Raw genomic sequence first — 14,458 nt, forward strand, 5'->3', positions numbered from 1 at the left:
TTTCTCAAAAATGCTATCTATTTCTTGTTTCGCATTTTGTAATGCAGAATCATTATTATCGACTAGGTCCCTTTTCGAACGACAAGATGACGGGCATTAGCAATGGTGTCAATCCTTGTTAAGCAAGAGCTTATCCTACTATTGGTAGGTAGCATTTTTGTTATTGAAACATTGTCTGTTATTCTACAAGTTATTAGTTTTAAAACAACAGGCAAGCGCATTTTTAAAATGAGTCCTATCCATCATCATTTTGAGCTTTCTGGATGGTCTGAAAGAAAAGTAGTAACAGTATTTTGGGCAATTGGCTTTATCTCGGCAATGATTGTTGTATTCTTGGAGGTTTTATAAAATGAAGCAATTACCATTAGTCTATCATAAGAAAATTCTTGTATTAGGTCTCGCAAAAAGTGGTACAGCTGCTGCAGAGATTTTACATGAATTAGGTGCATTTGTAACAGTGAATGACTCAAAACCTTTTGAACAAAATGAGAATGCTCAATATTTACTTTCAAAAGGGATGACTGTTATTTGTGGTAGTCATCCAGAAAACCTTTTAGACGAGGGTTTTAGTCTTATAGTAAAGAATCCAGGTATACCATACAAGAATCCAGTTATAGCAGAAGCTATAAAAAGAGGCATTCCTGTTTGGACGGAAGTCGAGCTAGCATATCGTATTAGTGATGCACCGATGATTGGAATAACTGGTTCCAATGGGAAAACAACCACAACTACATTAATATTTGAAATGCTAGAAGTAGGAAGGAAGCAACCACTGATAGCTGGTAATATTGGTACAGCTGCAAGTGCTGTAGCATCAAAAGCAACAGAAGAGAATACTATTGTAACGGAATTATCCTCCTTTCAGTTAATGGGTACAGTAGAACTTAAACCAAAAGTTGCCGTTTTGATGAATTTATATGAGGCGCATTTAGATTATCATACCGATTTTAAAGAATATACAGATGCAAAATTTAATGTTACGAAAAAACAGGATGCATCCGACTGGTTTATATACAATGGCGAACAAAAAAATGTGACAGATTATGCATCTAAAAGTAAAGCACGTAAGGTTCCTTTTTACGTAAGTGGAAAAATGAAAGAGGGCATAAGTGCCGATGATTTATATGTATATTGGAACGGTGAAAAGCTATTTGAACGATCCATTATTGCACTTCGTGGAAAACATAATTTAGAAAATGTATTAGCTGCGACGGCTGCTGCCCTTATATTTGATTGTTCCATTGAAAATATTAAAGAAGTCCTCTCCACTTTTCATGGAGTAAAACATCGTACTCAATTTGTTCGTGAGTGGAAAAATAGAAAGTTCTATAATGATTCTAAGGCAACAAATGCACTGGCAACGAAAAGTGCTTTAGAAGGTTTTTCGGAGCAAGTTATTCTAATTGCTGGCGGTGTGGATAGGGGCCATTCTTTTGATGAATTAATCCCGCATTTACAAAATGTGAAGGCTTTAATTCACTATGGTGAAACAACAAAACGCTTACAGGAATTTGGAGAAAAACAATCAATTCCTTCTGTTGTATCAGTAAATACCCTAAAAGAAGCTATTGAAGAAGCTGTAAAAATATCGAAAGAAGGGGACATAGTTTTACTGTCTCCAGCATGTGCAAGTTGGGATCAATATGAAAGCTTTGAGATTCGTGGTGATGAATTTATAGAGCAAGTGTTAGATTTAAACGAATAACGAAGGGATGAAGTAATCGAAAGTAGATAAAAGAATAATCTTATTTTTGACGTCTGTACTTTTCCTATCCATTATAGGTATTCTTTTTGTTCATTCTGCCGGTTCATACTGGAGTGAAGTGCATTATAAGGATCAATTGCCATTTGCTTTTAAACAAGCCAGCTATTTAGTTGTCGGCATTTTTGGAGCCTTTTTTATAAGAAATAAAAGCTTTGTAAGACTGCCTATATTTTGGATGGGGACGTACGTACTATCTATCTTATTTTTAATAGGTGTCTTGATCCCTGGAATAGGAGTTGTGCGTAATGGCTCGCAAAGCTGGATTTCACTAGGTATTATGAACTTTCAGCCAGCAGAACTAGCCAAGATTGCAGTATTAGGGATGCTCTCTTTTTCACTGTCGAATGAAAAAAAGACGAAGCTAAAACTGTATACACAGACTGCTGTAATATTATTACTACCAATTTCACTTATAATGCTACAACCAGATTTTGGTTCTGCTTTTGTTTTAATTGTTGCATCATTTATATTGCTATTTGCGGCAGGTTTGCCTTTGAAGTTTTTCATTACGATTGGAATGACAGGAATCATTGCTCTAATCGGATTAATCGCTTCTGCACCATACCGTCTTGCTCGAATTCAATCATACCTGGATCCATGGAAAGACCCTTTAGGAACAGGGTTTCAAGCAATTCAATCGTTACTTGCTGTAGGACCTGCGGGTTTGTTTGGATTCGGATACGGGAATAGTAGGCAAAAGTTCTTATACTTGCCAGAGCCGCAAAATGACTTTATTTTCTCGATTTTACTAGAAGAAACAGGTTTTATCGGTGGTTTCATCATTATTTCTGCGTTTATTGTGTTTTTTACAACCGGCTTTTCTCTGGCTTCTCGAGTGAAAACAAGATCTTCTCAATTAACGATAATAGGATTTACTTCTTTACTAGCTATACAGACGTTTTTAAATATGGGAGTTGTAACGGGTTTACTTCCTGTTACAGGAGTTACATTGCCATTTATTAGTTATGGTGGGTCTTCTTTAGTAACTACTTGGGGGATAATCGGAATCATATTAAATTTGGCAAATGATTCTACAAAAGAAGGGAGGCGGTAGAATGGAAAAAATCATAGATATTGAAGATAGAATACCCACTTTAAAAGAACGTAGGCGAAGAAGGACAAATAAAAAGTTTTCCATTCTACTTTTTCTCTTTGTCACAACTTTACTTGTAGTACTTTATTTTCAATCTAGCTATAGTCAAATTCAAACGATCAAAGTTTTTGGGGCAGTTCTTGTACCAAAAGAACAGTACATAAAGCAAAGTACTTTAAATTTAGGGGATTCGATGTGGAGCTTTAGAGAAAATCATATTTCTAAGTTGCTAGAACAAAACGAATGGATAGCTTCTGCAGAAGTTCATCGAAATTGGTTAACGGGAGTAAATATACAAGTCAAGGAATATAAAAAAATTGGATATGAAGAAAATGGGAATCGTCTTGACATAATTTTAGAAAATGGAAAAAAGATTGAAACAGATGGACAACTTGTTCCAATGGATGGACCAATTTTATCGGGATTTGAAGATGAGAAAATTAGACTGCGACTCTTAAAAGAATTGAAAAGTCTAAACTCAGAAGTATTAATGACAATTTCACAAATCAATTATACTCCTTCTGAGAATGATGCTTATTCTATCCAAGTATTCATGAATGATGGTAATGAAGTACAAGCAATCATTCCATCCTTCTCTAAAAAAATGAATTTTTATCCATCCATTGTGGCACAGCTTAACCCAGATGTTAAAGGAATTATTGATTTAGAAGTTGGATCTTATTTTCAACCATTTAAAGATATGAATGAAAAAGTTGGCGAAGAGGAGGCGACGGAGATTGAAGAAGAGCAAACTCCTTAGAATTCCTTCCAGAGGTCTAGTATTAATTTCATTAGTTAGTTTAGTCTTGGGATTTATACTCGCTTACTCTTATAGTATTTCCTCAGCAAATAAAGAACAGAATTCTTCAAACTCGGAAGGATTTAACGAACAAGAAAAATATAAAAAAGAATTGATTCACCAAAAAGAGAGAAACAAAGAGCTAACGGAAGAAATAAATGCAAAACAGCAAGATATTAGAAAGTATGAAAAATCATTTGCTAGTAGTGAAACAAGTGTAGAGGAGTTAGTGAAAGAAGCTGAAATGCTGCGATTATTAATTGGCGATATACCTTCCCAGGGAAAAGGGGTATCAGTTTCTTTACAGGATGGTGCATATAATCCTTCACAAGAAAATCCCAATGACTATATTGTTCATGAAAGTCATCTATTTAAGGTTATTAATGAGCTGAAAATATCGGGTGCAGAAGCTATTTCTATAAATGGCCAAAGGCTTCATGCGAATTCTTATATCCGTTGTACCGGTCCGGTTATTACAGTTGATGGAAAAACCTTTCCCGCTCCTTTTACAGTTGAAGCAGTTGGTGATCCAAATGTATTACTAGCTTCTGTTAATCTTAGTGGAGGAGTAGTAGATCAATTAACAAGCGATAATATTGTAGTTACAGTTGAAGAAAAAGGGAGAATAGCAATGCCTGCTTTAAGGGACGAGAAGAACTAAACAAAGTGAAGGAGGCCGAATAATGAAAAAAACCGTCTATATTCGGTTTACATTAATTTTGTTAATTGTTGGGTTTATGCTAGCAGTCCAATATAATACTGTTCAAAATCCAGAGACACGGGATACGAGAGACATTTGGGCAATTCGACAAGAGCTAGCTAAAGAAACAGAATTACACTCAGAGTTATTGTCTGAAGTGCGTGGCCTCGACCAAACCCTTGGTAAATATGAGAATATGGTAAATGAAAGTCCAGAAATCGCTTTAAAAGACACAGTAAAGCTTTTAAAAAAAGAAATTGGCTTAGAAGATTTTAATGGACCTGGTCTCACGATAAAGGTCGAACCATCTTTAGAAAGTATTGCTGTGGGACAACCTATCGAAGGAATAACTCCAGACTTACTTGTCCGATTAATTAACGAAATAAATCGATTCAAAGCTAAAGCAATTGAAGTGGATGGGAAAAGAATGATTTATTCATCAGCAATTAGAGATGTTAATGGCAAAACAACTGTTAATAATCTTGCTATTAAAAAAGCACCATTTTTAATAAGAATAGGCACATCCACCTTCGAGGATGCTAAAAAAATGTATAATCAACTAGAAGCTTCGTCTATTGGAGATGATTTTTACATTGATAATTTAAAATTAGATATTGGACAACCTGAAAATAATATTAAAATAGCCGCATATGATCAATCGATCAGTAAACAATTTTTATTAGAAATTCCAGGGGGAGAAAAATGAGATGTGGTTACCTTTATTAGGTCTAATACTTGGAATTTCTTTGGGTCTCTTAACAGATATTCAAATTCCTGAATTATATGAAAGTTATTTATCTATAGCTGTATTGGCCGCGTTAGATACTTTGTTTGGCGGTATTCGAGCACAATTACAACATGTATATAATGATAAAGTATTTGTCTCAGGATTTTTCTTTAATATAGCTTTAGCAGCCGCTTTAGCATTTTTAGGAGTACATCTAGGAGTAGATTTATATTTAGCCGCAATTTTTGCTTTTGGAGTTCGTTTATTTCAAAATATAGCAGTAATTCGTCGATTGTTATTAACTAAATGGTCCGAAAGAAAAAATGAATAGGAAGTTTTGAGTAAAGCAATGAAAAATTAACTATTTGTTTAGAAAATTTTAGACTTTATACGTTTTTTACAATAGAATAATAAATAAAGAGTAATTAGGAGGTGCCACGGGTTGAATCAATCAGAATTATACGTTTCATTAGATATTGGGTCGTCTTCGATAAAAGTATTAATCGGAGAAATGAGTGAAGACTCGCTGCATGTAATAGGTGTAGGAAATGTTAAATCAAATGGTATCCGGAAAGGATCTATTGTCGATATAGACGCAACAGTACAGTCCATTAAGAAAGCCGTGAGTGAGGCAGAACGAATGATCGGGATGTCTATTCATGAAATTGTACTTGGTATCCCAGCCAATCTAGCAAACATACAGAACGTTAAAGGTGTAGTAGCCGTTAATAGGGAAGATCGTGAAATTACAGATACAGATTTAGATAGAGTCATAGAATCTGCACAAGTAATGTCTATTCCTCCTGAACGAGAGCTTATCAATATTGCTCCAAAGCAGTTTATCGTTGATCATTTAGATGAAATCAAAGATCCACGAGGAATGATTGGAACTCGACTTGAATTGGACGGAATTATGATGACTACATCGAAAACAATTTTACATAATGTGTTAAGATGTGTGGAACGTGCAGGACTTCAAATTAGAGAAATCTATTTACAACCACTAGCTGGTGGTCATTTCGCACTTACCGAAGATGAAAAAAACCATGGTACCGCTTATATTGATATAGGTGGAGGATCAACAACGATTGCTATATTCAGCGAGGGCCATTTAATCAATACTTCTGTAATCCCTGTAGGAGGCGAACATATTACAAAGGACTTATCAATCGTATTGAAAACACCTACTGAACAAGCAGAAATGATTAAACTTAAATATGGACATGCCTTCTACGATGATGCATCTGATGATGAACTTTTCGAAGTTCCTGTTATTGGTGCAGACATGAAAGAACAATATTCTCAGCGATATATTGCCGAAATAATTGGCGTTCGATTAGAAGAACTATTTGAACTAGTTTTAGAAGAGTTTTATCGTATGGGTCTTCAAGACTTACCAGGTGGAGTTGTAATTACTGGAGGAGTTGCCAAACTAGAAGGTATTGGACAACTTGCAAGACATATATTACAAACGAGAGTTCGCTTATATACGCCTGATTATATTGGAGTACGTGAACCTCAGTATACGACAGCTGTCGGTCTTATAAGATATGCCTATAAAGAAGACCTTTTTTATGGTAAAATTGGAAGCAGCCATGCTTTATCACAAATGGCGCCAAGTGAGGCCGTTTCTATACCTAAGAAACAAAAACAAGCTTCTCAAACTTCAAATAATGAAAACAAAGAAAGTGCAATGACAAAAGCTAAAAAGTTTTTCGACAAGTTTTTTGAATAAAAATACATTTAACATAGTTGAAAGAATATAGGAGGCAATATCATGCTAGAATTTGAAACGAACGAAGACCAACTAGCCATCATCAAAGTTATTGGAGTTGGTGGCGGCGGAAATAACGCAGTAAATCGGATGATCGAACATGGAGTTCAAGGCGTGGATTTTATTGCAGTTAATACAGATGCTCAAGCACTTAATATGTCCAAAGCAGAAGTAAAACTTCAAATAGGTGGAAAACTAACTAGAGGGCTTGGAGCAGGTGCAAATCCAGAGGTTGGTAAAAAAGCAGCCGAGGAAAGCAAAGAACAAATCGAAGAAGCTTTAAGAGGAGCTGATATGGTTTTCGTTACTGCTGGTATGGGCGGTGGAACAGGAACAGGAGCAGCTCCTGTTATTGCACAAATTGCGCGTGATATTGGTGCACTTACAGTTGGAGTTGTAACTCGTCCATTTACATTCGAAGGTCGCAAACGTTCAACACAAGCAATTGGTGGTATTGGAATGATGAAGGAAGCTGTAGATACACTGATTGTTATTCCAAACGATCGTCTTCTTGAAATTGTTGACAAAAATACACCAATGCTCGAAGCATTTAGAGAAGCAGATAATGTACTACGTCAAGGGGTTCAAGGTATCTCAGATCTTATCGCAGTACCTGGACTTATCAACTTAGACTTTGCTGACGTAAAAACAATTATGTCAAACAAAGGTGCTGCACTTATGGGTATCGGAATCTCTGGTGGAGATAATCGCGCTGCAGAAGCCGCGAAAAAAGCAATTTCAAGTCCACTTCTTGAAACATCGATTGATGGTGCAACTGGTGTGCTTATGAATATTACAGGTGGTTCAAATTTAAGTTTATTTGAAGTTCAAGAAGCAGCAGATATCGTTGCATCCGCTTCAGATGAAGAAGTAAACATGATTTTCGGTTCCGTTATTAACGATAATTTAAAAGATGAAATTATTGTTACTGTAATTGCAACAGGTTTTAATGAAGAATTAATTACGCAAAATAAACCAAGAAACGCTGGTTTTGGAGCAGCAAGAGCACAACAAGCAGCTACAACTCCAATACGTGAGCAACGAAAAGAAGAGCAACAACCTATCCAAGAGCGTCCAACTTCACACACACATCACCAACAAGAGGATGCCTTAGATATTCCGACTTTCTTAAGAAATCGTCAAAGAAGAAACTAATACTGTTTAGAAAGCAATCACCAATTTGGTGATTGCTTTTTTTGTAGAAAGTAAATAATTTTTTATCTAGCTGATGAGCGAAGATGATCGGATGATACTGAAACCTAAATTGATGACACTTTTCAAATGCTATTCTTCATAAGCTATTTTCTAAAGAAGACCTAAACTAAAAAAACCTTATGCAATTAATGTCGTAAAAAAAGAATCAATTGGTATGCTCATTTGACAATTTTCTTACAAAATGCATGTTACGATTTAGTCAAAAGGAGGGAAGCTATGTACGCAGAAGTAATGATTGCAACCAATACTTTTTTTAATTATACCGTATTAGCATTTGCAAATAGAATTGGCTGGATTGAAAATAAAAAAAGATATTTGTTTCTTGCTGCTTTGGTTGCAGGAATTTTAACCGTTACATTTTCCAACTATTTCATTACTGTTTTTTTATCATTCTTTTTAATGATTGGAATAGCATTTTGGCGTAAAAGAAATCAAATCATTAAAGCCATTTCGTTAACATTACTAGCAAGTCTTTTTGCTGGAGGATTATTAACTGCAATTTCTTCTTTCTATCGTAATAGTAGCTATCTCTTCATGTTGATCAATTTTGCTTTAATAGTTACTGGAGGCTTGTATTTATTAACGAAACATTTACTGAATATTAATATTGCTCAAACAGAAAGAGGGCTATTGTATTCTTCTAGTGTCACGTTATTCGGCAAAGCAAAAGAACTTACTCTTTTTATTGACTCAGGTAATGTTTGCAAAGAGCCACTTTCAAATGATCCGGTTCATTTTGTTGCTGCTGAAGTGTTACAAGAGATACTTCCCGAAACTCTGTTTCGAGCGATTAGCGATTGGGAATTTGATCGAAAAGTAGGTTTGGATAATCTGCCAAAAGAGTTCGTAACTAAATTGAGATTAATACCTATTGCAACGATTCAACAAGAAAAAACGTGGGTAATCGGGATAAAATACGAGAATTGGAAAGTAGACGGACAGGATTTGCCAAAAGGATATATTGTTATGACAAAGCTACGTGATAAATTTCCACATGGAGTTGAAGGAATATTACATAGCTCAGCATATTACCATCTAAAGAAAAGGAGTTTAGGATGATGATATTAAAATTTTTTCGTAGATTTTATTTTTGGTTCCTCTCTTTAAGAAGAAGTGGAGTACATTATATTGGCGGTAATGAATCGTTGCCTAAACCATTATCCAGAGATGAAGAGAGAGAAATGCTTCTTGCTTTTATGGATGGAAATGAATATGCGAGAGATGTATTAATTGAGCGAAATTTAAGACTTGTAGTATATATTGCAAGGAGATTCGACCAAACTAATACGAATATAGAAGATTTAATAAGTATTGGCTCAATCGGACTTATTAAAGCAGTAGAGACATTTAATTTGGATAAGGGAATAAAACTTGCAACGTATGCTTCAAGATGTATTGAAAATGAGATTTTAATGCATTTACGCAAAACGAATCGAATGAAATCAGAGGTATCTTTTGATGAACCATTAAATTCTGATTCAGATGGAAATGAACTTCTCTTGTCAGATATTTTAGGGACAAGTGAAGACTTAATTATTGAAGATGTAGAAAAGAAATTAGAACGGCAGCATGTTTTTGAAGCAATTAATTTACTTGGTAATCGAGAAAAGTATATTATGCAATGTCGTTTTGGACTGAATGGAAAGGAAGAAATGACTCAAAAAGAAGTGGCAGATCATCTAGGAATATCACAATCGTATATTTCTCGTTTAGAGAAAAAAATAATTTTAGATTTAAAAGAGCTGTTAAATGAACCAATTGCATAATGGGTGAAATTGGATGCCGCACCTTCCGAATAAAGTTCAACCTACCGGACAAACTGATTAAGAACAATTAAAAAGTCCGGAGGAAGATCTATGACGAGAACAAAAGTAGAATTATGCGGCATTGATACATCTAAGCTTCCTTTACTTTCCCACGAACAAATGAAGGCACTCTTTATCCGTTTACAAGCAGGAGAAGATTCAGTAAAAGATGAACTGGTCATGTGTAACCTACGATTAGTATTAAGTCTTGTTCAACGATTTGCATATCGAGGTGAACAAGCAGATGACTTATTTCAAGTCGGGTGTATAGGGCTTATCAAGTCAATTGAAAACTTCGATTTAAAGCATAATGTTCGGTTTTCAACATATGCTGTTCCTATGATAATTGGTGAAATAAAAAGGCATTTAAGAGACCATCACTCCGTACGAGTTTCTAGATCATTAAGAGATATTGCATATAAAGCGATGAAAGCAAAAGAACAATATATTAACGAACATTTGCAGGAACCGACTTTGGAAGATCTCTCCAAAGTATTAGAAATACCTGTGGAAGATATATTATTGTCATTAGATGCTATACAAGACCCTGTTTCCTTACAAGAACCCATTTTTAGCGATGGAGGAGATGCTATCTATATGATGGATCAATTATGTGATAATGATGTATCGGAAGAGCAATGGGTTACTTATTTTACAGTGAAAGAAACTTTTCAAAAATTAGATAACAGGCAAAAGAAGATATTGACAAAACGTATTTACTATGGGGCTACTCAAACAGAAATTGCGATGGACCTAGGATTATCACAAGCACAAATATCGAGACTTGAAAAAAGTGCTCTATCTATTATTCAAGGTCAGTTGAACCCAAAAGAATCTTAATACTAGTATTTCGCTTTTTCTTAAAAGAAAAAGCGTTTTTTTTTTATTTTTCATTCATATAATAAGATAAAGGGGGAGTTGGGTTGAAATTTTCTGATGCGCAACAAAAAGAAGTAATTGAAGCGAATAGTGGCCAATTACTAGGATATATAGTTGACGCGGAAATTGATAAAGAAACAGGTTTCATCCTATCGTTCATAGTAGAAGCGCAAGGAGCATATCCAAATTTTTTTAACAAAAAGAATGAAACGAAAAAAATTGCTGTTCAAAATATATCGATAATTGGTAAAGATGTAATAATTGTATCAAAAAATATGTTACTAGATTGATTCATAATTGATAAAACGGTATATCATTGATACAATAAACAAAAACAATTGATGAAAAGTTGGTTTTTACATGACAAATGTTCAACAAAATTTAGAAAAGATAATTGATAATATGGAAGCTGCTAGTTTACATAGTAATCGAAACCTTTCAGATGTGACTATTATTGCTGTTACTAAAGAAGTTTCTGTAGAAAGAACTGAACAGGTAATTCAAGCTGGAGTGAAACATCTAGGTGAGAACCGTCCTGAAGGACTAAAAAATAAATTAGATGCCATTAAAGAAAATGTCAAATGGCATTACATAGGAACTTTGCAAACAAGAAAAGTAAAATCGGTCATTAATAATATAGATTTTTTACATTCATTAGATCGAATAAGTTTGGCGGAGGAAATAGAAAAAAGAGCTACTTCGGTTAAGGATTGCTTTGTACAAGTGAATGTAGCTGAAGAAGAATCCAAACATGGTTTAGCAATGGATGATGTAGAATCTTTTATAAAAGAACTAGAAAGTTATTCCCGAATACGAGTAATAGGTTTAATGACAATGGCTCCAAATACTGAGGATGAGTCAGTTATTAGAAAGGTCTTTCATAACTTAAGACAACTACAGGAGAAAATTTCTAAACAAAGCTTTGCACATGCACCTTGTACGGAATTATCAATGGGTATGTCAGGTGACTATGAGATTGCTATAGAAGAAGGCGCAACATATGTTAGAATAGGTACAGCTTTAGTCGGTAAAGAGAGGGAGGAAACTAAATGAGTATGAAAGACTGGATGAAAAATTTCTTCTACTTGGAAGAAGATGAAGAAACTTCAACAGATCAGCAACTAAGAACTCAACAACAAAAGCCAGTGGAAAGTAATATAAAACAGCAGCCGGTTAGACCCTCCACTAAAGAAAGAAAATATAACGCAGCACCTAAAGAAACAGCCGCAACTAATCTTGTAAGTCTTCAAAATGTACAAAAGTCATCTAAAGTGATTCTAATCGAACCACGCGTGTATGCAGAAGCTCAAGATATCTCCGAACATTTAAAAAGCAAAAAGGCTGTTATAGTAAATTTACAACGCATTGATAAAGAACAAGGAATAAGAATCATCGACTTTTTAAGTGGGACAGTGTACGCTTTAGGAGGAGACATACAACGGATAGGTACGGATATTTTCCTGTGCGCACCAGATTCTGTTGAAGTGGCAGGCGCAATATCGGATTATTATTATAACGACCTAGATTGAAAGAGGAGTAAATAATATCATGACCTTAGTATTATTCTTGTTAAGTAAACTTGTACAATATTATACCTATGCATTATTCATATATATATTCATGTCTTGGGTACCAAGTATTCAACAATCGAGTTTTGGACGTGTGTTAGGAAGAATATGCGAACCATATTTAGAACCTTTTAGAAAGATTATTCCTCCAATCGGTATGATTGATATTTCTCCAATTGTTGCAATTTTTGTATTAAATATTGCACTTAGAGGGATAATATCATTAATATACTTTTTCTAAAAGCTTAGATTCATCTCAGTGCACTTTTGGATTAATAGATAGAGAAAAAATGTGAGATTTATGCCTAACCACACGATCATAGTGATGAAAAACTCGGTAGTTCGTTTGATAAAAGCGTGTATCTTTTTCCTTGTTCTATTTTTAATCCTTTATAAAAAAATGTAGTCAACTCCCTCATTCTGTGAGGTCTTAAGGTGTTGACAAAGTCATTTTTGGTGGTATCACTTCTGACTGTCTTGAAAACGCTTGCCAGTCAAGTTCGTTTTTTCTTGCACGGGAGAAAGCAATGAAGAATTCGAGCGTTTGTCAACAGTCTGAAACCTCACTTCTGTGAGGTTTTTTACTATATTCGAGAGGGAATATTATAATGGAAAATGTATTACAGCATTTTAGAAAAGAAGAGCAGCCATTCATTGAACAAGTAATGAATATTATGCGTGAAGTAGAAGATCGATATGCTCCGAAGTTAACTGATTTTTTAGATCCTAGGCAGCAATTTATTGTAGATTCTATACGAAGACAATACGGAGATATTGAATCTGCTACAGATGGAGCATTGGAGGATGTAGAACGAAAGAGAGTTCTTTTATATCCTTCGTATTATATACCTACCAATGAAGACTTTGCTATGACCGTTGTCGAGGTTCATTACCCAAATAAGTTTGTTACATTACGTCATAAGGATGTATTAGGTTCTATGATGTCCTTAGGAATTGATCGCAGTAAATTTGGAGATATTCGTGTCGAAGACGGTGCAATTCAATTTGTTGTTGCAACCGAAGTAATAGATTATGTCAGAGCAAATTTTGTTGGGATTGGAAAAGTAAAAGTTCATATTGAAATAGTTGAAGACCGATTAAATTATTTTCCACAGCGAGAGGAATGGACATCAGAATCTCTAACAGTAAGTTCCTTAAGGTTAGATAGTGTTATTTCAGCTATCTTTAATATTTCTCGCCAAAAGTCTTCTGCCCTCATTCAAAGTGGTAAAGTAAAAGTGAACTGGTCTGAAAAAGATCAAATTTCCATGGAACTTCAAGAATCAGATTTAATATCTATTAGAGGTTTAGGTAGAGTAAAAATATTAATGATTGAAGGAAGAACAAAAAAAGACAAAATTAGACTACAAATAGGTCGATTAGAACAAAAAATTAAATAATCAATAAATATATTCGAATTTTGATGTATTCGCTAGCTCCTAAATGTATAATAGAAGATAAGAATGCTAGGAAAGTAAAGTAAAGGAGATGGAATATATGCCATTAACACCACTTGATATACATAACAAGGAATTCGGTAAAGGATTCAGAGGGTACAATGAGGATGAAGTTAATGAATTCTTAGATCAAATTATGAAAGATCTTGAAATTCTATTAAAAGAAAAAAAAGAACTGGAAACAAAACTTAAATCATCAAGCGAAAGAGTTGGGCATTTTACATCGATTGAAGAAACTTTACATAAATCTATCGTTGTAGCACAGGAAGCAGCAGAAGAAGTCCGCCGCAACTCTCAAAAAGAAGCAAAGCTGATTGTAAAAGAGGCAGAAAAAAATGCCGACCGAATTGTGAATGAAGCACTTACAAAAGCTAGAAGAATAGCACTTGAAATTGAAGAACTGAAAAAGCAATCTAAAGTTTTTAGGAATCGTTTCAAAATGCTTATCGAGGCACAATTAGACTTGATTAATACCGATGACTGGAATCATTTAATGGAATATGATGTAGATACAACAGAAATAGATCGCATTTCTATAACAGAGGACTAATACATTCTTGACTGATGCACTTACTTTTCCTATAATAATTTCATATCATATAATTATGCGTTGATAAAGACGTCTAAATGAGTTTAGAAATAGCGACTTGAGGATGGTGGAAGCTCAAGCAACAAA

Annotated in this window: 17 protein-coding genes, 1 pseudogene and 1 other annotated feature (1 of these 19 cut by a window edge); all 18 genes and pseudogenes read left to right on the plus strand. The window is 34.5% G+C overall.

Features of this window, described 5'->3' with window-relative positions; genetic code table 11:
• Positions 1 to 348, plus strand: a pseudogene (locus ACFVR1_RS01390) (hypothetical protein); the annotation flags it as partial.
• A 1-nt stretch (position 349) separates the two neighbouring features.
• Positions 350 to 1,705 carry a UDP-N-acetylmuramoyl-L-alanine--D-glutamate ligase gene (gene murD, locus ACFVR1_RS01395; RefSeq protein WP_387579367.1) on the plus strand — a complete coding sequence of 452 codons (1,356 nt, stop codon included), beginning with the start codon at positions 350 to 352 and terminating at the stop codon, positions 1,703 to 1,705.
• Between the two features lie 46 nt (positions 1,706 to 1,751).
• Positions 1,752 to 2,819: an FtsW/RodA/SpoVE family cell cycle protein gene (locus tag ACFVR1_RS01400; protein ID WP_387579370.1), complete on the plus strand. Its 1,068-nt coding sequence runs from the start codon at positions 1,752 to 1,754 to the stop codon at positions 2,817 to 2,819.
• Position 2,820: 1 nt separating this feature from the next.
• Entirely contained in the window at positions 2,821 to 3,618 is a 798-nt protein-coding gene (locus ACFVR1_RS01405) for a cell division protein FtsQ/DivIB (protein WP_387579372.1), read from the plus strand.
• Positions 3,563 to 4,318, plus strand: coding sequence for a DUF881 domain-containing protein (locus tag ACFVR1_RS01410; RefSeq protein WP_387579374.1), 756 nt, complete (start codon positions 3,563 to 3,565; stop codon positions 4,316 to 4,318). Before ACFVR1_RS01405 ends, ACFVR1_RS01410 begins: the two co-directional genes overlap by 56 nt.
• Positions 4,319 to 4,340: 22 nt before the next feature.
• Positions 4,341 to 5,063, plus strand: a complete 723-nt coding sequence (locus ACFVR1_RS01415) for a DUF881 domain-containing protein (RefSeq protein ID WP_387579377.1) — start codon at positions 4,341 to 4,343, stop codon at positions 5,061 to 5,063.
• A 1-nt stretch (position 5,064) separates the two neighbouring features.
• Positions 5,065 to 5,415 (plus strand): small basic family protein, encoded by a 351-nt coding sequence (locus tag ACFVR1_RS01420; protein ID WP_387579379.1) that lies wholly within the window; start codon positions 5,065 to 5,067, stop codon positions 5,413 to 5,415.
• Between the two features lie 111 nt (positions 5,416 to 5,526).
• Positions 5,527 to 6,819, plus strand: coding sequence for a cell division protein FtsA (gene ftsA, locus ACFVR1_RS01425; RefSeq protein ID WP_387579382.1), 1,293 nt, complete (start codon positions 5,527 to 5,529; stop codon positions 6,817 to 6,819).
• A gap of 42 nt (positions 6,820 to 6,861) precedes the next feature.
• Positions 6,862 to 8,013 (plus strand): cell division protein FtsZ, encoded by a 1,152-nt coding sequence (ftsZ, locus tag ACFVR1_RS01430; protein ID WP_387579385.1) that lies wholly within the window; start codon positions 6,862 to 6,864, stop codon positions 8,011 to 8,013.
• A gap of 276 nt (positions 8,014 to 8,289) precedes the next feature.
• Positions 8,290 to 9,132 carry a sigma-E processing peptidase SpoIIGA gene (locus tag ACFVR1_RS01435; protein ID WP_387579387.1) on the plus strand — a complete coding sequence of 281 codons (843 nt, stop codon included), beginning with the start codon at positions 8,290 to 8,292 and terminating at the stop codon, positions 9,130 to 9,132.
• Positions 9,132 to 9,839 (plus strand): RNA polymerase sporulation sigma factor SigE, encoded by a 708-nt coding sequence (gene sigE / locus ACFVR1_RS01440; protein WP_387579389.1) that lies wholly within the window; start codon positions 9,132 to 9,134, stop codon positions 9,837 to 9,839. The genes ACFVR1_RS01435 and sigE overlap by 1 nt, the downstream gene beginning before the upstream one ends.
• 90 nt (positions 9,840 to 9,929) lie before the next feature.
• The gene (sigG, locus tag ACFVR1_RS01445) at positions 9,930 to 10,718 is read left to right on the plus strand and encodes an RNA polymerase sporulation sigma factor SigG (protein ID WP_387579392.1); all 789 of its coding nucleotides are present in this window, start codon (positions 9,930 to 9,932) and stop codon (positions 10,716 to 10,718) included.
• Positions 10,719 to 10,801: 83 nt separating this feature from the next.
• Entirely contained in the window at positions 10,802 to 11,047 is a 246-nt protein-coding gene (locus ACFVR1_RS01450) for a YlmC/YmxH family sporulation protein (protein ID WP_387579394.1), read from the plus strand.
• Positions 11,048 to 11,117: 70 nt separating this feature from the next.
• Positions 11,118 to 11,810, plus strand: a complete 693-nt coding sequence (locus ACFVR1_RS01455) for a YggS family pyridoxal phosphate-dependent enzyme (protein WP_387579397.1) — start codon at positions 11,118 to 11,120, stop codon at positions 11,808 to 11,810.
• On the plus strand, positions 11,807 to 12,286 hold the full coding sequence (locus ACFVR1_RS01460; protein ID WP_387579400.1) for a cell division protein SepF: 480 nt from the start codon (positions 11,807 to 11,809) through the stop codon (positions 12,284 to 12,286). The genes ACFVR1_RS01455 and ACFVR1_RS01460 overlap by 4 nt, the downstream gene beginning before the upstream one ends.
• 19 nt (positions 12,287 to 12,305) lie before the next feature.
• Positions 12,306 to 12,566 carry a YggT family protein gene (locus tag ACFVR1_RS01465; RefSeq protein ID WP_387579402.1) on the plus strand — a complete coding sequence of 87 codons (261 nt, stop codon included), beginning with the start codon at positions 12,306 to 12,308 and terminating at the stop codon, positions 12,564 to 12,566.
• 367 nt (positions 12,567 to 12,933) lie between these two features.
• A complete protein-coding gene (locus tag ACFVR1_RS01470; RefSeq protein WP_387579405.1) occupies positions 12,934 to 13,725 on the plus strand; it encodes a YlmH family RNA-binding protein in 792 nt (263 codons plus the stop codon).
• Between the two features lie 97 nt (positions 13,726 to 13,822).
• Complete coding sequence (locus tag ACFVR1_RS01475) at positions 13,823 to 14,332, plus strand: DivIVA domain-containing protein (RefSeq protein ID WP_387579407.1); 510 nt, start codon at positions 13,823 to 13,825, stop codon at positions 14,330 to 14,332.
• 51 nt (positions 14,333 to 14,383) lie between these two features.
• Positions 14,384 to 14,458 (plus strand) — a binding site (T-box leader); it runs 153 nt beyond the window's last position.

Source organism: Psychrobacillus sp. NPDC058041, from assembly GCF_042885655.1.
Taxonomy (GTDB): domain Bacteria; phylum Bacillota; class Bacilli; order Bacillales_A; family Planococcaceae; genus Psychrobacillus.

Coding starts and splice junctions, on each gene's coding strand:
- ACFVR1_RS01475 (WP_387579407.1), top strand. CDS start 13,823: ATGCCATTAACACCACTTGATATACATAACAAGGAATTCGGTAAAGGA.
- ACFVR1_RS01415 (WP_387579377.1), top strand. CDS start 4,341: ATGAAAAAAACCGTCTATATTCGGTTTACATTAATTTTGTTAATTGTT.
- ACFVR1_RS01435 (WP_387579387.1), top strand. CDS start 8,290: ATGTACGCAGAAGTAATGATTGCAACCAATACTTTTTTTAATTATACC.
- sigG (WP_387579392.1), top strand. CDS start 9,930: ATGACGAGAACAAAAGTAGAATTATGCGGCATTGATACATCTAAGCTT.
- ACFVR1_RS01465 (WP_387579402.1), top strand. CDS start 12,306: ATGACCTTAGTATTATTCTTGTTAAGTAAACTTGTACAATATTATACC.
- ACFVR1_RS01410 (WP_387579374.1), top strand. CDS start 3,563: ATGAAAAAGTTGGCGAAGAGGAGGCGACGGAGATTGAAGAAGAGCAAA.
- ACFVR1_RS01405 (WP_387579372.1), top strand. CDS start 2,821: ATGGAAAAAATCATAGATATTGAAGATAGAATACCCACTTTAAAAGAA.
- murD (WP_387579367.1), top strand. CDS start 350: ATGAAGCAATTACCATTAGTCTATCATAAGAAAATTCTTGTATTAGGT.
- ACFVR1_RS01470 (WP_387579405.1), top strand. CDS start 12,934: ATGGAAAATGTATTACAGCATTTTAGAAAAGAAGAGCAGCCATTCATT.
- ACFVR1_RS01455 (WP_387579397.1), top strand. CDS start 11,118: ATGACAAATGTTCAACAAAATTTAGAAAAGATAATTGATAATATGGAA.
- sigE (WP_387579389.1), top strand. CDS start 9,132: ATGATATTAAAATTTTTTCGTAGATTTTATTTTTGGTTCCTCTCTTTA.
- ACFVR1_RS01420 (WP_387579379.1), top strand. CDS start 5,065: ATGTGGTTACCTTTATTAGGTCTAATACTTGGAATTTCTTTGGGTCTC.
- ACFVR1_RS01460 (WP_387579400.1), top strand. CDS start 11,807: ATGAGTATGAAAGACTGGATGAAAAATTTCTTCTACTTGGAAGAAGAT.
- ftsZ (WP_387579385.1), top strand. CDS start 6,862: ATGCTAGAATTTGAAACGAACGAAGACCAACTAGCCATCATCAAAGTT.